The organism is Pseudomonas iranensis (assembly GCF_014268585.2).
Classification (GTDB): Bacteria; Pseudomonadota; Gammaproteobacteria; order Pseudomonadales; family Pseudomonadaceae; genus Aquipseudomonas; species Aquipseudomonas iranensis.
Window position 1 is genome coordinate 1,833,744 of sequence record NZ_CP077092.1, and the last position, 14,993, is coordinate 1,848,736.

General features: G+C 60.1%; 16 protein-coding genes. 8 read left to right on the forward strand and 8 right to left on the reverse strand.

Translation table 11 applies throughout. The features are described 5' to 3' along the window. Positions 1-4 precede the first annotated feature (4 nt). The 5 genes from HU724_RS08110 to rluB all read left to right on the forward strand — a co-directional run bounded on the left by HU724_RS08110 (position 5) and on the right by rluB (position 4,114). Entirely contained in the window at positions 5-634 is a 630-nt protein-coding gene (locus tag HU724_RS08110; protein WP_186566041.1) for an L-threonylcarbamoyladenylate synthase, read from the forward strand. Next, positions 635-1,456: a segregation and condensation protein A gene (locus HU724_RS08115; protein ID WP_496197726.1), complete on the forward strand. Its 822-nt coding sequence runs from the start codon at positions 635-637 to the stop codon at positions 1,454-1,456. It abuts the gene before it with no gap. Positions 1,457-1,467: 11 nt separating this feature from the next. Beyond that, positions 1,468-2,433, forward strand: a complete 966-nt coding sequence (gene scpB, locus HU724_RS08120; protein ID WP_186566039.1) for an SMC-Scp complex subunit ScpB — start codon at positions 1,468-1,470, stop codon at positions 2,431-2,433. Positions 2,434-2,559: 126 nt separating this feature from the next. Then, entirely contained in the window at positions 2,560-2,751 is a 192-nt protein-coding gene (locus tag HU724_RS08125) for a DUF1289 domain-containing protein (protein ID WP_073472829.1), read from the forward strand. A 142-nt stretch (positions 2,752-2,893) separates the two neighbouring features. After that, positions 2,894-4,114: a 23S rRNA pseudouridine(2605) synthase RluB gene (gene rluB, locus HU724_RS08130; protein WP_186566037.1), complete on the forward strand. Its 1,221-nt coding sequence runs from the start codon at positions 2,894-2,896 to the stop codon at positions 4,112-4,114. Positions 4,115-4,440: 326 nt separating this feature from the next. On the opposite strand, the gene HU724_RS08135 is transcribed toward rluB, so the two are convergent. Together HU724_RS08135 and HU724_RS08140 are read right to left on the reverse strand one after the other, a co-directional pair. Then, positions 4,441-5,406 carry a M29 family metallopeptidase gene (locus HU724_RS08135; protein ID WP_186566035.1) on the reverse strand — a complete coding sequence of 322 codons (966 nt, stop codon included), beginning with the start codon at positions 5,404-5,406 and terminating at the stop codon, positions 4,441-4,443. A gap of 71 nt (positions 5,407-5,477) precedes the next feature. Continuing rightward, positions 5,478-5,615 (reverse strand): hypothetical protein, encoded by a 138-nt coding sequence (locus HU724_RS08140; RefSeq protein WP_003222780.1) that lies wholly within the window; start codon positions 5,613-5,615, stop codon positions 5,478-5,480. Between the two features lie 892 nt (positions 5,616-6,507). On the opposite strand from HU724_RS08140, the gene HU724_RS08145 reads away from it, so the two are divergent. Next, positions 6,508-7,920 carry an amino acid permease gene (locus HU724_RS08145; RefSeq protein ID WP_056783743.1) on the forward strand — a complete coding sequence of 471 codons (1,413 nt, stop codon included), beginning with the start codon at positions 6,508-6,510 and terminating at the stop codon, positions 7,918-7,920. A gap of 223 nt (positions 7,921-8,143) precedes the next feature. Beyond that, positions 8,144-8,557, forward strand: coding sequence for an alternative ribosome rescue aminoacyl-tRNA hydrolase ArfB (gene arfB / locus HU724_RS08150; protein WP_186566033.1), 414 nt, complete (start codon positions 8,144-8,146; stop codon positions 8,555-8,557). On the opposite strand, the gene HU724_RS08155 is transcribed toward arfB, so the two are convergent. The 6 genes from HU724_RS08155 to phhA form a co-directional block, all read right to left on the reverse strand. Next, positions 8,554-9,741, reverse strand: coding sequence for an MFS transporter (locus HU724_RS08155; RefSeq protein ID WP_186566076.1), 1,188 nt, complete (start codon positions 9,739-9,741; stop codon positions 8,554-8,556). The two genes, arfB and HU724_RS08155, sit on opposite strands and share 4 nt — an antisense overlap. Positions 9,742-9,853: 112 nt before the next feature. Further along, complete coding sequence (locus HU724_RS08160) at positions 9,854-10,036, reverse strand: hypothetical protein (protein ID WP_186566074.1); 183 nt, start codon at positions 10,034-10,036, stop codon at positions 9,854-9,856. Between the two features lie 70 nt (positions 10,037-10,106). After that, on the reverse strand, positions 10,107-10,238 hold the full coding sequence (locus tag HU724_RS27730) for a hypothetical protein (RefSeq protein WP_016771117.1): 132 nt from the start codon (positions 10,236-10,238) through the stop codon (positions 10,107-10,109). A gap of 333 nt (positions 10,239-10,571) precedes the next feature. Continuing rightward, positions 10,572-11,765, reverse strand: coding sequence for an amino acid aminotransferase (locus HU724_RS08165; protein ID WP_133340602.1), 1,194 nt, complete (start codon positions 11,763-11,765; stop codon positions 10,572-10,574). Then, positions 11,765-12,121 carry a 4a-hydroxytetrahydrobiopterin dehydratase gene (locus HU724_RS08170; protein WP_016771115.1) on the reverse strand — a complete coding sequence of 119 codons (357 nt, stop codon included), beginning with the start codon at positions 12,119-12,121 and terminating at the stop codon, positions 11,765-11,767. The genes HU724_RS08165 and HU724_RS08170 overlap by 1 nt, the downstream gene beginning before the upstream one ends. A gap of 115 nt (positions 12,122-12,236) precedes the next feature. Continuing rightward, the gene (gene phhA, locus HU724_RS08175) at positions 12,237-13,028 is read right to left on the reverse strand and encodes a phenylalanine 4-monooxygenase (protein ID WP_186566031.1); all 792 of its coding nucleotides are present in this window, start codon (positions 13,026-13,028) and stop codon (positions 12,237-12,239) included. Positions 13,029-13,419: 391 nt separating this feature from the next. Here phhA and HU724_RS08180 point away from each other — a divergent pair, with 391 nt between their 5' ends. After that, the gene (locus HU724_RS08180; protein ID WP_016771113.1) at positions 13,420-14,982 is read left to right on the forward strand and encodes a sigma-54-dependent phenylalanine hydroxylase transcriptional regulator PhhR; all 1,563 of its coding nucleotides are present in this window, start codon (positions 13,420-13,422) and stop codon (positions 14,980-14,982) included. Positions 14,983-14,993: the final 11 nt, after the last annotated feature.

Sequence of the window (14,993 nt, forward strand, 5' to 3'; positions counted from 1 at the left end):
GAATGTGAGTCAATTTTTCCAGATACATCCGGAAAACCCGCAAGCGCGCCTGATCAAACAGGCGGTCGAGATCATCCGCAAGGGCGGGGTGGTGATTTATCCCACGGACTCGTCCTACGCCATCGGTTGCCAGATCGGCGACAAGACCGCCATCGAGCGTGTGCGACGTCTGCGTCAGCTCGATGAAAAGCACAACTTCGCGCTGATCTGCAGCGACCTGTCGCAGCTGGGCAACTACGCCAAGATCGACACCGGCACTTTCCGCATTCTCAAGGCGCACCTGCCGGGGCCTTACACCTTCATTCTCAACGCCACCCGCGAAGTGCCGCGCCTGTTGCTGCATCCGAAGAAGCGCACCATCGGCCTGCGCGTGCCAAGCCATCCGATCGCGCTGGCGCTGCTGGACGAACTCGGCGAGCCGCTGATGAGCGTGACGCTGATCATGCCCGGCGATGAAGACCCACTCAGCGATCCCTACGAAATGCGCCAGTTGCTTGAGCATCAGGTCGATCTGATCATCGACGGCGGTTTTGGCGGCATCAAGGCCTCAACGGTGATTGACCTGACCGGCGACGACCCGGAAGTGGTCCGCGTTGGTTGCGGCGATCCGACGCCGTTCATGGTCGAGGCCTGAATGTCCGCAGTGGAAACCGTGATCGATCCCCAGGCCGGCGCCCAGCAGGAACTGCCGTTCGCGATGGTCTATGGCCAGGCGGTCATGGAAATGCCGCTGGACCTGTACATCCCGCCGGATGCGCTGGAAGTCTTCCTTGAAGCCTTCGAAGGCCCGCTCGACCTGCTGCTGTACCTGATCCGCAAACAGAACATCAACATCCTCGACATCCCGGTGGCGGAAATCACCCGCCAGTACATGGGCTATGTCGAGTTGATGCAATCGGTACGTCTGGAACTGGCCGCCGAATATCTGGTGATGGCGGCGATGCTCGCCGAGATCAAATCGCGCATGCTTCTGCCGCGCGCCGAAACCGTCGAAGATGAAGAAGACGATCCACGCGCCGAACTGATCCGCCGCTTGCAGGAATACGAGCGCTTCAAGGCCGCTGCCGAAGGTATTGACGGTCTGAGTCGGGTCGGTCGCGATGTGATCGTGCCCAAGCTCGACGCCCCGGAAGCGCGGGCGCGCAAGCTGTTGCCCGACGTCGCGCTGGAAGAGATTCTGATGTGCATGGCCGAGGTGCTGCGCCGTGGCGACATGTTCGAAAGCCACCAGGTCAGCCGTGAAGCGCTGTCCACCCGCGAGCGCATGAGCGATGTGCTGGAACGACTCAAGGGCGGCGGTTTTGTGCCGTTTGTCGAGTTGTTCACCGCTGAAGAAGGTCGCCTGGGTGTGGTGGTGACTTTTATGGCGATCCTTGAACTGGTCAAGGAATCCTTGGTCGAGCTGGTGCAGAATGAGCCGTTCGCCGCGATCCACGTGCGAGCCCGAGCCGAATAACGAGTCCCTGTATGAACCTGACTGAACCCCGCGAGCTGGCGTCCCTGCTTGAAGCCTTTCTGTTGGCCTCGGGAAAGCCGCAATCCCTTGAGCGCCTGTATGAACTGTTTGAAGAAGGCGAGCGGCCGGAGCCGGCGGTCTTCAAGAAAGCCCTGACCCTGCTCGGCAAATCCTGCGAGGGCCGTGCCTTCGAGCTCAAGGAAGTCTCGTCGGGCTATCGCTTGCAGATCCGCGAGAAGTTCTCGCCGTGGGTCGGCCGACTCTGGGAAGAGCGCCAGCAGCGCTATTCCCGCGCCTTGCTGGAAACCATCGCGTTGATCGCCTATCGCCAGCCGATCACTCGTGGCGAAATCGAAGATGTGCGTGGCGTGGCGGTCAATAGCAACATCGTCAAGACCTTGCTCGAGCGTGAGTGGATTCGCGTCGTCGGTTACCGCGACGTGCCGGGCAAACCGGCGATGTTCGCCACGACCAAGGCGTTTCTCGATCACTTCAACCTGAAAAACCTCGAAGACCTGCCGCCGCTGGCCGAACTGCGCGAGATGGAAGCCGAACCGGTGCTCGACTTTGACGACGCGCCGGTGCCGCAGAGTCTGCAGGAACTGGCCGACGCCAGCGCCGAGCCGGAGGAGGAGAAGGAAGAAACCAGTTTCCATTCCCTGTTGCTGGAGCTGGACAGCATGGAAGAGGGGATCAAGACCGACTTCGACGACTTGCTGCGCGATGCGGCGGATGGAGAAGCGCCGGTGCCCGAGCCTGAGATCATCGCGCCGGTTGTTGAAGTTGAAGTTGAACTTGAAGCGGCGCCTGACGCCGAACCGGAAGAAGACATTCTCGGTGTCGCCGAAGCCCGCGAGAAACTCCTGGCCGCTGTCGCCGCCCTCGAACAGCCGGAACCGGAACTCAGCGAAGAAGAAGCCGAAGCCCGCGCACTGGCTGAGGCGATTGAAGCCGAACGGCGCGAGTTCCACGATTGATCCGGATCCTTGTGGGAACGGGCTTGCCCGCGATTGCGGTGGGTCAGATCCAATGATGTTGACTGACACTCCGCTATCGCGGGCAAGCCCGCTCCCACAGGGTTTGATGTGTTTCTGGAGAGGATGATGAGCTCAACCAAAGACCCCTGCATCAGCCTCTGCAAATTCTCCGAAGACATCTGCCTCGGTTGCGGTCGCAGCAAGCGCGAGATCAAGGCCTGGAAGAAGCTCGACAAGGACGACAAACGCACGGTGCTGGCCGAAGCCGCGCTGCGTCTGATCAAACTCGGTGGTGCCGGTCGGCGGAAAAAGAAATAACCGGCAATCGATCAGCTAGTCTCTGATGCGCGATGGCGCACATCCGCGTATGATTCGCGACCCTTCGCCGATCCCTTCGGCTTGGACCCAGTTTTCAATACTTCAGGCGCCGCCTGAACAGACCACACCGGGAGGTGCCCAGATGAGTGACATCAATCAGAAAGACGACCAGGAAATCGGCCCAGCAGGCGAAAAGCTGCAGAAAGTCCTCGCCCGTATCGGCGTCGGCTCGCGCCGTGACGTGGAATCCTGGATCAGCCAGGGCCGGATCAAGGTCAATGGCAAAGACGCCACCCTCGGCCTGCGCGTCGACATGCACGACGCCATTACCATCGATGGCAAGGTGATCAAACGCGAAGAGGCTGCCGAATCGGTGCGCCGCGTGATCATGTACAACAAGCCCGACGGCGAAATCTGCACCCGTGACGACCCGGAAGGCCGTCCGACCGTGTTCGACAAGCTGCCGCGTCCGAAAGAGGGCCGCTGGATCAACATCGGCCGTCTCGACATCAACACCACCGGTCTGCTGATGTTCACCACTGACGGTGAGCTGGCCAACCGTCTGATGCACCCGTCCTACGAGATGGACCGCGAGTACGCCGTGCGTGTACGCGGTGAAGTCGATGACGAGATGATCGAACGCCTCAAGGCCGGCGTGGTGCTGGAAGACGGCCCAGCGCGTTTCACCGACATTCAACAGGCGCCGGGCGGTGAAGGCTTCAACCACTGGTACCACTGCGTGGTCATGGAAGGGCGTAACCGTGAAGTGCGTCGTCTGTGGGAATCGCAGGGTCTGGTGGTCAGCCGTCTGAAGCGCGTGCGTTTCGGTCCGGTGTTCCTCAACTCCGACCTGCCGATGGGCCGCTGGCGCGAAATGAGCCAGTACGAAGTCGACGTGCTCAGCGCCGAAGTCGGCCTGACCCCGGTGGCAATGCCGCAGCTGAACGCCAAGAGCAAGGACAAGCTCGAACGCATGCAGCGCAAATCGTCGCGGCCAATGGCCAAGACCGAGCGCGTGCGTACTCTGCGTCCAGCCGCTGGCGCACCCACCGCACCGCGCCCGAGCCGTGAGCCGCAGATTGAAGGTGAGCGTCCAGGTCGCAAGCCGGTTGCCCGTGACGGCGAGCGCACACCGCGTCCGGCCAATGGTCGTACCGAGCGTGGCGAACGCGGCGCTCCTGCCGGTCGCGGTACGCCAGTGGCGGATCGTCCTGCCGACACCAGCAACAAGCGCCCGGCCAAACCGGCGCCGAAGCGTCCGGGGATCAAACTGGTCGACGGCGACAAGCCCTCCGGCAAGCGTCGCGGCGCACCGGCCGGTTCCGGTCAGCGCCCGGGTTTCGGTCGCAAAAAGCCGGAATAAGGCAGCTGTGAGTTACTAGCTGCAAGCTACAAGCTACAAGCTACAAGCTACAAGCTACAAGCTACAAGCTACAAGCTACAAGCTACAAGCTGAAGCAAAAACGCCAACCTCAGGGTTGGCGTTTTTTTTGTCTGGACGAAAGTCTGTGCTGACACCGATCGTTCCCACGCTCTGCGTGGGAATGCCTCAACGGACGCTCCGCGTTCGGCTTTGGAAGGGACGCGGAGCGTCCCGGGCTGCATTCCCACGCGGAGCGTGGGAACGATCATCTGCGGCTTACATAAATCCCCTGTGGGAGCGAGCCTGCTCGCGAAGGCGTCAGTCGCCTAAAACACAAACCGCCCATCAAACACCGGCTTGTCATCCAGTGCCAACACCCCGCCAGAAAAGATCAGATCCAGGTGATGACTGCCCTTGGCGCCACCGCCTAATCCAAGATGCAGCCCACAGTGTCGCTCCTCAAACCCGGCATTGCGCGCATACAGGTCCTTCACGCCTTCGTTGGTGCCAATCCCCAACTCCTCAATCCGTCGGTTTGAAGGGTTGGCATCCAGGTATTTGTTGAAATCATGCTCCAGCCCCGGCACGTCGGTGGCGATGCGGCTGATGGTCGAGTTCTCGATCCACAGCTCCAGCGGCGATTCCAGCACGCCGTACTTGCGCGCGAAGGGGATGGTGCTGAGGAAGGTACCCTTGAACTTCACGTGGCCATTGATGGCTTCGCTGTGGGTGGCGATTTCGCCCGGGGCGAGGTCGAAGTTGCCGACGCCGTTGATGTCGGTCCACTTTTTGATGCTGCTCATCGGTGTTTCGAACCATGAGCCGTGATCGTCCTTGAAACTCAGCGTGGTCGCCTGGGACATGCGCTGGATCAGGTGACTGTTGAGCCCGGCGATGCGTTGCGGGGTGATGCTGAAGGTGTCGTAGAAATAGTCGCCGTAATCCTTGAACAGCAGCGACTTCCTCCAGTTTTCCGCCATGACCGCTTGCAGCGCACGAACGAACTCCGGGCCGTCGGGGCGTGGGTTGGGCAGGGTGGAAGAGTCGTAGAAGAAAATGTACAGATCGCTGTCGGCAATTGCCTCGGACAGCGCTGCGGTACTTTCCAGGTCCAGACGCCGAGCGCTGAACTGAAAGCGCGGATGCTCGCCGGCCTGTTCGGCAATGGCGCCGGTCAGGGCTTCGTAGTCGGCGGTATGGCCGAGCATGACCTTCGCCGAGTGGAGGCCGGCGAGGGCTGGGTGATGTTCGAGGTAGTAAAGGAAATGCGAGATGGCGCGGGGCTTGTCCATGAATCCTCCCTGACTGACCGGGGAATGAAGCGGCAGGCACGACCGGCCGGACCGTGCCTGCCCGGGATGTCTTACAGAGGCCACATCGCCGTGCCGAACGGAACCACCGCGTCGGCTTGCATCATTTCCACAGCGGCCTCATGAGTTGGCGCTTCAAACCATTCGTCCAGTTGCAGTTCGGTATCCAAGTCTTTTTCCAGTGCTTGCATGGTCGATCTCCTAGAGAATTTCACGGTTTATGACTGACCGGTCGAGGTGGCCGGTGAGACGTGAAAAACCTAGTTGAGCGTTTTTGGGAATGCAAAAATTTATCCATTTAATTTTTAAATAGACTTTTTGTTCTGTTTTTCGCGATGAATTTTCTTATTTGAAAACAAAAAACTAGGTCGGCGAAATTGATAGCAAGCTAGCGACCGTCAATATGCAGACGTCCTACAGAAATTTCTGATTCGGAAAATATTCGTTACGCGTTGTAAAGAAAACCTGACGATATTGGCCCGCCAACGCGGTGATTTCCCGTCTCGCCCTCCGTTGTAAGGAAAAGCTTCCGTAAGCCGACGGAGCGTGCGCCACGCAGGGCTCTGGCGCGCTTGTTTCCAGCCTTCAGGCAGGGTGTGATGCGCCCCATGCCTGTCGTGCAGGCGAATAACAAGAAGGAGGCGCAATGTACGCCGCGACTGATTTCCACTTCTCCCCGTGGGACGGTTTTCTCCTCGTCCCCGTCGATGGCCTGCAAAGGCCTGACTCACATTTTGCAGCCGCTCGAGACTGTCGAGGCGGACACATGCAATCCCGGCAATCGACACGCTGATCAGGCGGGTCTGGCAGCAGGGGGTTAGCGGTGTACAATGCGCCGCGTTTTAACTGTGACCCTCTGCGTAATCGCAAAAATCTCGAGGCTATCCGCCTTGTTCACTCCGCCGCGCCACAAGCGTGCCGGGTTCGATTTCGTCACAGATAAAAACAAACAGGTGACGCATGACCGTTGTAAATGAGCTGAACTCCTGGTGCCTGCGCTGGGGTTTGATCGGGGCTGCCTGAAATCGCAACCTTGCAGCAACGTCTACTGAACATCATCAAACCTTGCGTGAGACCTTTTTCATGAGTGGACAACCCTCGCAATCAGGCGAGCTTAAACGCGGCCTGAAAAATCGCCATATTCAACTGATCGCCCTCGGTGGCGCGATCGGTACCGGATTGTTCCTCGGTTCTGCCGGGGTACTGAAATCCGCCGGCCCGTCGATGATCCTCGGCTACGCCATCTGCGGCTTCATCGCCTTCATGATCATGCGCCAGCTCGGCGAAATGATCGTCGAAGAGCCGGTGGCCGGCTCCTTCAGCCATTTCGCGCACAAATACTGGGGCGGTTTCGCCGGGTTCCTCTCGGGCTGGAACTGCTGGATTCTGTACATTCTGGTGGGCATGTCAGAGCTGACAGCGGTCGGCAAGTACATCCATTACTGGGCGCCGGACATCCCGACCTGGGTCTCCGCTGCTGCATTCTTCGTGCTGATCAACGCGATCAACCTGGCCAACGTCAAAGTCTTCGGTGAAGCCGAATTCTGGTTTGCGATCATCAAGGTTGTGGCCATCGTTGGCATGATCGCCTTGGGCAGCTACCTGCTGGTCAGCGGCCACGGCGGCCCGCAGGCGTCGGTGAGCAACCTGTGGTCCCACGGTGGTTTCTTCCCCAATGGGGTGAGCGGTCTGGTGATGGCCATGGCGATCATCATGTTCTCCTTCGGCGGTCTGGAAATGCTCGGTTTCACCGCCGCTGAAGCCGACAAACCGAAAACCGTGATTCCGAAAGCGATCAATCAGGTGATCTACCGCATCCTGATTTTCTACATTGGCGCACTGGTGATCCTGCTGTCGCTGACCCCGTGGGACAGCCTGCTGGAAACCCTCAATGCGTCGGGCGATTCCTACAGCGGCAGTCCGTTCGTGCAGGTGTTCTCGATGCTCGGCAGCAATACCGCCGCGCACATCCTCAACTTCGTCGTGCTGACCGCTGCGCTGTCGGTATACAACAGCGGCACCTACTGCAACAGCCGCATGCTGCTGGGCATGGCCGAGCAGGGCGATGCGCCGAAAGGTCTGGCGAAGATCGACAAGCGCGGCGTGCCGGTGCGTTCGATTCTGGCGTCGGCGGCAGTGACGCTGGTTGCCGTGCTGCTCAACTACCTGATCCCGCAGCACGCGCTGGAACTGCTGATGTCGCTGGTGGTTGCGACGCTGGTGATCAACTGGGCGATGATCAGCTACTCGCACTTCAAGTTCCGCCAGCACATGAACCAGACCAAACAGACGCCGCTGTTCAAGGCGCTGTGGTATCCATACGGCAACTTCGTCTGCCTGGCATTCGTGGTGTTCATCCTCGGCGTGATGCTACTGATCCCGGGGATTCAGATCTCGGTGTACGCGATTCCGGTGTGGGTGGTGTTCATGTGGGTCTGCTACCTGATCAAGAACAAGCGCAGTGCCCAGCAGGCGCTGCCAGTGATCGCCAAGTAACCGCTCAAGCAAAAACAGCAAACCCGGCCAAGTGCCGGGTTTGTTGTTTTGAAATGGGAAAATCTGGCATCACACCGAACCCTGTGGGAGCGAGCCTGCTCGCGAAAGCGGTCCATCAGAAACATCTGCATCGACTGACACACCGCCTTCGCGAGCAGGCTCGCTCCGACAGAGGTTGAGTGAATCAGGTTATCCTGCACGCTCTGATTACGGACGCTTTTCCATGCTGGTGATTTCCAACAACGTGCATCTGCCGGATGCCGAGATCGAATTGACCGCCATCCGCGCGCAAGGCGCCGGAGGGCAGAACGTCAACAAGGTCTCCAGCGCCATGCATTTGCGCTTCGACATTCCCAACTCGTCATTGCCGGAGTTCTACAAGGATCGCCTGCTGGCACTGCGCGACAGTCGTATCACCAGCGATGGCGTGCTGATCATCAAGGCGCAGCAATACCGAACCCAGGAAGCCAACCGCGCCGATGCGCTGGAGCGGCTGGTCGAGCTGATTCTCAGCGCCACCAAAGTGGAAAAGAAACGCCGCCCGACCAAGCCGACCCTTGGTTCGAAGAAGCGCCGGCTGGAGTCGAAAACCAAGCGCGGCAGCATCAAGGCCGGGCGCGGCAAGGTGGACTTCTAAACCTCGCGATACTTCGCCGTGTGCTTGTACAGATAGACACTCAAGCCAAGTCCGCTCAACGCCGCGAAGGCTGCGAACAGAAAGATCGAAGCAAAACCGAATCCTGCTGCGATCGCCCCGGCCAGCGGCCCGGTGATCCCCAGCGACAAATCAATGAACAGCGAATAGGCACCGACCGCCGCGCCACGGCTCGAGGCCGGCACCAGATTCACTGCTTCCACGCCCAGCGCCGGGAACACCAGCGAGAAGCCGAAACCGCTCAGCGCCGCACCGGCCAGTGCCCAATGCGCATCCGGAGCAATCCACAACAGCAACAGTCCCAACGTTTCCACCGACAGACAGGCAATCGCCACGCGGAAGCCGCCGAGGCGGTTGATCAGATTGCCGAACAGCAGCCGCGCGCCGATGAAGCTGGCGCCGAACAGGCTCAGGCACAGCACCGCGTTGTCCCAGTGCTGGGTCGCGTAATACAGGGTAATGAAGGTGGCGATGGTGCCAAAACCGATCGAGCCCAGCGCCAGTCCGCAGCCGTGAGGGAAGACTTTGCCCAGCACATGCATGAACGGCAGACGTTCGCCGGCGACGATCGGCGCAGCGGTTTTTGGCCATGCCAGCGCCAGACCGAGCAAAGCGAGGAGGATGATGCTCACGCCCATGCTCCACAGCCCCAACCTGCTTACCAGCCAGACACCGAACGGCGCGCCGATCGCCAGGGCCCCGTAACTGGCGATGCCGTTCCAGGAAATCACTTTCGCCGTATTCGCCGCGCCAACCCGACCAATGCCCCAGCCAATCGAACCGGAACCGACCAGGCTTTCCGCACTGCCCAACACCAGACGGCCGATCAACAGACTGATCAGGCTCAGCAGCGGCAGGTTCGGCGTCCACGCGGAAATCAGCATGAACACACCGCTCAAGCCGCAACCAGCGAGGCCGATCATCACTGCGCGTTTGCTGCCCTGGTTGTCGATGATCTTGCCGGCATACGGGCGGCTGAGCAGGGTGGCGAGGTATTGCACGCTGATCACCAGCCCGGCGATCACCGCACCGAAACCCAGGTCACTGTGGACGTAGCCCGGCAACACGGCGAGCGGGATGCCGATGTTCAGGTAACCGATGAAGGTGAAAAGGACGATGGAGACCACTTGCAGCGTGACCGCCAGCGGACGCTGGGGCTCGTATATAGACGACATGGGTAACGATCCACGGGAGCAGCAGATTAGATAGGCTGCTCATGATACCGGCGTGAACCGCAGAGGGGCGGGGAAAAGTAAAACTATTTGCCGGGCGGCGCTTTCAGGATTTCGCCGGGGCGACCAGTTGCGTGGTGACGAGGGCGGCGAGGGCGTTTTCTTCGCTGCCGAAACGCTCGAGCAGGGTGGCCTGTTTCTCGGGTGAGAGGCGATTCCAGATCTCGATCATCTTCTCGGTGGCGCCGATCAGCACGGCAGCTTGGCTTTGGGAGAATTCGTCGGTCATGGCGGGCTCGGGTTTCAGGCAGTGTGGAAAGCGCATGTTAGCGCTTTCCACACGGTCTGTACGGCGGGTCTTACTCTTCGCTGTCGGCTTTGCGGCTGTCAGCGGCTTCTTGCGGCTCGGGCTTTTCAGCACCGGCGTGTTGCGGGGTCGTCTGCTCAGGTACGTGCAGGCTTGGGAAGGGGAGATTGGGAATCTCGTGCATGGGTGCGCTCCTCGCTAAGTCTGTTGATAGATCAGGTGCTCCGCGCTTTACAAAGCCTGCGCAGGATACAGCAGGAAAAATGACAATCAGACTTTTAATTCAAATTAATGCGACAGATGGCCGCAGGGCGCGAGATCAACCGAAAACTAAATGTGGGAACGGGCCCTGTGGTGAGGGGATTTATCCCCGCTGGGCTGCGAAGCTGCCCCAGACCCTGCATTCGCGGAATGTCTGACACTCCGCGAGCAACGGTGTACGACTGCTGCGCAGCCGGGCGGGGATAAATCCCCTCGCCACAAGGGCCCGCTCCGACCGGGTTGTGTACTGCAAAAACTATTTGCAGGCGTCAGCGATGGCGTCTGCGAGCAATGCGAGGCGGGTGGCGTCGATCCCGGCAACGTTCGCCCGGCCCGAGCTGACCATGTACACGCTGTGCCGCTCGCGCAGGTGCTTTACCTGTTCCGGCGACAGGCCGGTGTAGGAGAACATCCCGCGTTGCACGCCAATGTGCGCGAAACGCTCGCGCAAACCGTGCGGCTCCAGCGCCTCGACCAGACCGCTGCGCAACTGCGCGATACGCAGACGCATGGCTTCCACTTCATCGGCCCAGCGCGCTTTCAGCTCTGGATCGGCGAGGATGGTCGCGACCACCGCCGCGCCATGATCCGGTGGCGTCGACCACAGATTGCGGGCGATGTTGGCCAGTTGGCTGCGGATGTCGATGAGCTTGTCGGCGCTGTTCGCACAGACGATCAGCGCACCGGTGCGGTCGCGGTACAGGCCGAAGTTCTTCGAGCAGGAACTGGTGACCAGCAGCTCTGGCAGTTGCGCCGCGAACAACCGGGTCGACCACGCGTCCTGTTCCAGTCCATCACCAAAACCCTGATAAGCAAAGTCGATCAGCGGCAGCAGATCGCGGCTGCGCACCACTTCAAGCACACGCTTCCAGTCGTCATGGCTCAGGTCGAAACCGGTCGGGTTGTGGCAGCACGCATGCAGCAGCACCACGTCGCCCTTCGGCACTTCCCTGAGCACGGCGAGCATCGCTTCGACGTCGAGGCGGTTGTCACTGCCGACGTACGGGTAGTGGCTGACCTTGACCTTGGCGGCGGCGAAAATGGTTTCGTGGATCGGCCAGGTCGGGTTGCTCAACCACACGCCTTTGCCCGGCAGGCATTGCGCGATGAAGTCGGCGGCCAGCCGCAAGGCACCGGTACCGCCTGGGGTCTGGGTGGCGCCGGCGCGTTGTTCGGTGATCAGTTGCGAGTCGGCACCGAGTACCAGCTCATTGATGACCTTGCCGAACAGCGGATTGCCGTGGCCACCGATGTAGGTCTTGGTGTCCTGGCTTTCGACCAGTCGCGCCTCGGCGATTTTTACCGCTTCCGGGATCGGCGTCAGGCCCTGGGCATCCTTGTAGACGCCAACGCCAAGGTCGAACTTGCGCGGATTGGCATCCTGCGCATAGGCCTCCATCAAACCGAGAATCGGGTCGCCGGGGACCCGGCCGATGGCGTCGAAGTGCATTACTTGCGTCCTTCTGCGGTCTTCGCCACTTCGTCAGTGCGCGCAGCCATGATGAAGTCGTTGCGGTGCAGGCCTTTGATCGAGTGGCTCCACCAGGTCACGGTGACTTTGCCCCACTCGGTCAGCAGGCCTGGGTGGTGGCCTTCGGCCTCGGAGATCTCGCCCACGGCGTTGGTGAAGGCCAGCGCATGCTTGAAGTTCTTGAACAGGAAAACTTTCTCCAACTGCATGATGCCGTCGCGTACTTCGATGTTCCAGTCAGGGATCTGCTTGATCAGGATCGGCAGTTCTTCGTCGCTGACTTGTGGCGCATCGGCGCGGCAGGCTTCGCAGTGGGCTTGGTTCAAAGTCGACATGGTGGATTCCTGAAAACGAGTGTGTTTTTTATTAAAGCGCGTGTGCCGCCAATGCCGTCACGCTAAAGCAAAGTGGCGGCCACGGACAGACGCAATTGTCAGCAAAAGTCGCGGTTCAGGCGGCTTTGGGTTTCGGCGGAAATTTCGGCGCGTGCAAGCCCAGCTGCATGCCCTGACGAACCATGGCCATGATGTCTTCATGGGCCACGTCGAACAGGCGCTTGAGATTGGGCAGGACGAAGTACAGCGGCTGCAGGATGTCGATGCGATACGGCGTGCGCATGGCTTCTAGCGGATCGAAAATCTGATGCTCGGGCTCGTCCGACAGGCAATAAACGGTTTCTTTCGGCGAGGACAGAATCCCGCCACCGTAGATGCGCTTGCCCTGCGGGGTGTCGACCAGACCGAATTCGATGGTCATCCAGTACAGCCGCGCCAGATACACGCGCTCTTCCTTGGTCGCTTGCAGGCCGAGCTTGCCGTAGGTGTGGGTGAATTCAGCGAAGTACGGGTTGGTCAGCAACGGGCAATGACCAAAGATCTCGTGAAAGATGTCCGGCTCTTGCAGGTAGTCGAGTTCTTCGCGGGTACGTATGAAGGTGGCGACGGGGAATTGCTTGCTGGCAAGCAACTCGAAAAAGGTCTGGAAAGGAATCAGCGCTGGCACCCGGGCAACTTGCCAGCCAGTGGTCTCGCCGAGGACTTTATTGATCTCGGCCAGTTGCGGGATGCGGTCGTGGGGCAGACCGAGTTTTTCGATACCGTCCAGGTATTCCTGGCACGCGCGACCTTCGATCACCTTCAATTGGCGAGTGATCAGCGTGTTCCACACCGCATGTTCTTCGGCGGGGTAGTCGATAAAACCTTGCGCATCGGGCTCGCGAGCCACGTAGTGCGTCTGCTTCATGCTGCTCTCCTGCTAGGAAATTCGTTTTTGTTATGTCCAGCGATGGCTAAAGGAATACCCCAGAGCGCGAAGCTGCGCAGCATGTTGAACGGTGAATGCGTAGGAAAATTCTGCTTGTTTCGTAAAGTTATCGTTACGCTTTGTCGGGTAATGCGCATTTACAGTGATTGGCGGGTTTGAAAAGGGCAGGGGCTGTCACATAATCTTGACAACTATCTGCGTGCCTCGACGAAAAACAGTTCGGCGCGCAACGCGTTTCCCTGTGGGAGCGAGCTTGCTCGCGAAAGCGGTGGGCTTGACACATCAATGCAGGATGTGCCGCCGCCTTCGCGAGCAAGCTCGCTCCCACACGGGCATTGGTCAATTTCCCAATCTTGTCGGGCCTTTTTCTATGCGCATCAAAGTCCACTGCCAGAACCGCATCGGCATCCTGCGCGACATTCTCAATCTGCTGGTGGCGTACGGGATCAACGTTGCCCGCGGTGAAGTTGGCGGTGAGCATGGCAATGCGATCTACCTGCACTGCCCGAATCTGATCAACATCCAGTTCCAGGCATTGCGCCCCAAGTTCGAGGCGATCGGCGGGGTGTTCGGGGTCAAGCGCGTCGGGCTGATGCCCAGTGAACGCCGGCACATGGAATTGAACGCACTGCTCGGCGCACTGGAGTTTCCGGTGCTGTCGATCGACATGGGCGGCTCGATCGTTGCGGCCAACCGCGCGGCGGCGCAGTTGCTCGGGGTGCGCGTCGATGAGGTGCCGGGGATTCCGCTGTCGCGCTACGCCGAGGATTTCGACCTGCCCGAACTGGTGCGCGCCAACAAATCGCGGATCAACGGCATGCGCGTCAAGGTCAAGGGCGACATCTTTCTCGCCGACATCGCGCCGCTGCAATCGGAGCACGATGACAGCGAGGCCATGGCCGGCGCCGTACTGACGCTGCACCGCGCCGACCGCGTCGGCGAGCGTATCTACAATGTGCGCAAGCAAGAGCTGCGCGGTTTCGACAGCATCTTCCAGAGCTCGAAAGTCATGGCCGCTGTGGTCCGCGAAGCGCGACGCATGGCGCCGCTGGATGCACCGCTATTAATAGAAGGCGAAACCGGCACCGGCAAGGAATTGCTGGCGCGCGCCTGCCACCTCGCCAGCCCGCGTGGACAGTCGCCGTTGATGGCACTCAACTGCGCCGGGTTGCCGGAGTCGATGGCCGAGACCGAACTGTTCGGCTACGGCCCCGGCGCTTTCGAAGGTGCTCGCGCTGAGGGCAAGCTTGGCCTGCTGGAGTTGACCGCTGGCGGCACGCTGTTTCTCGATGGCGTCGGCGAGATGAGCCCGCGCTTGCAGGTAAAATTGCTGCGCTTTCTTCAGGACGGTTGCTTCCGTCGCGTCGGCAGTGATGAAGAGGTGTATCTGGACGTGCGGGTGATCTGCGCGACCCAGGTGGACTTGTCCGAATTGTGCGCGCGAGGCGAGTTTCGCCAGGATCTCTATCACCGCTTGAACGTGCTGTCGCTGCACATCCCGCCGCTGCGCGAATGCCTCGACGGTCTGACGCCGCTGGTTGAACACTTTCTCGATCAGGCCAGTCGGCAGATCGGCTGCCCGCTGCCGAAACTGGCCCCGGCGGCGATGGATCGCCTCAGCCATTACCACTGGCCGGGCAACGTGCGGCAGCTGGAGAACGTACTGTTCCAGGCGGTTTCCCTGTGCGACGGCGGCACGGTCAAGGCCGAACATATTCGCCTGCCGGATTACGGCGTGCGTCAGCCGCTTGGCGATTTTTCCCTCGACGGAAGTCTGGACGAGATCGTCGGGCGCTTCGAGAAAGCGGTGCTGGAACGCTTGTATTCCGAGCATCCGAGCAGTCGGCAGTTGGGCAAGCGGCTGGGTGTTTCGCACACGACGATTGCCAACAAGTTGCGTGAGTATGAGGTTGGCAAAACCTCCGAAAGCTAAATAGAGCCTTT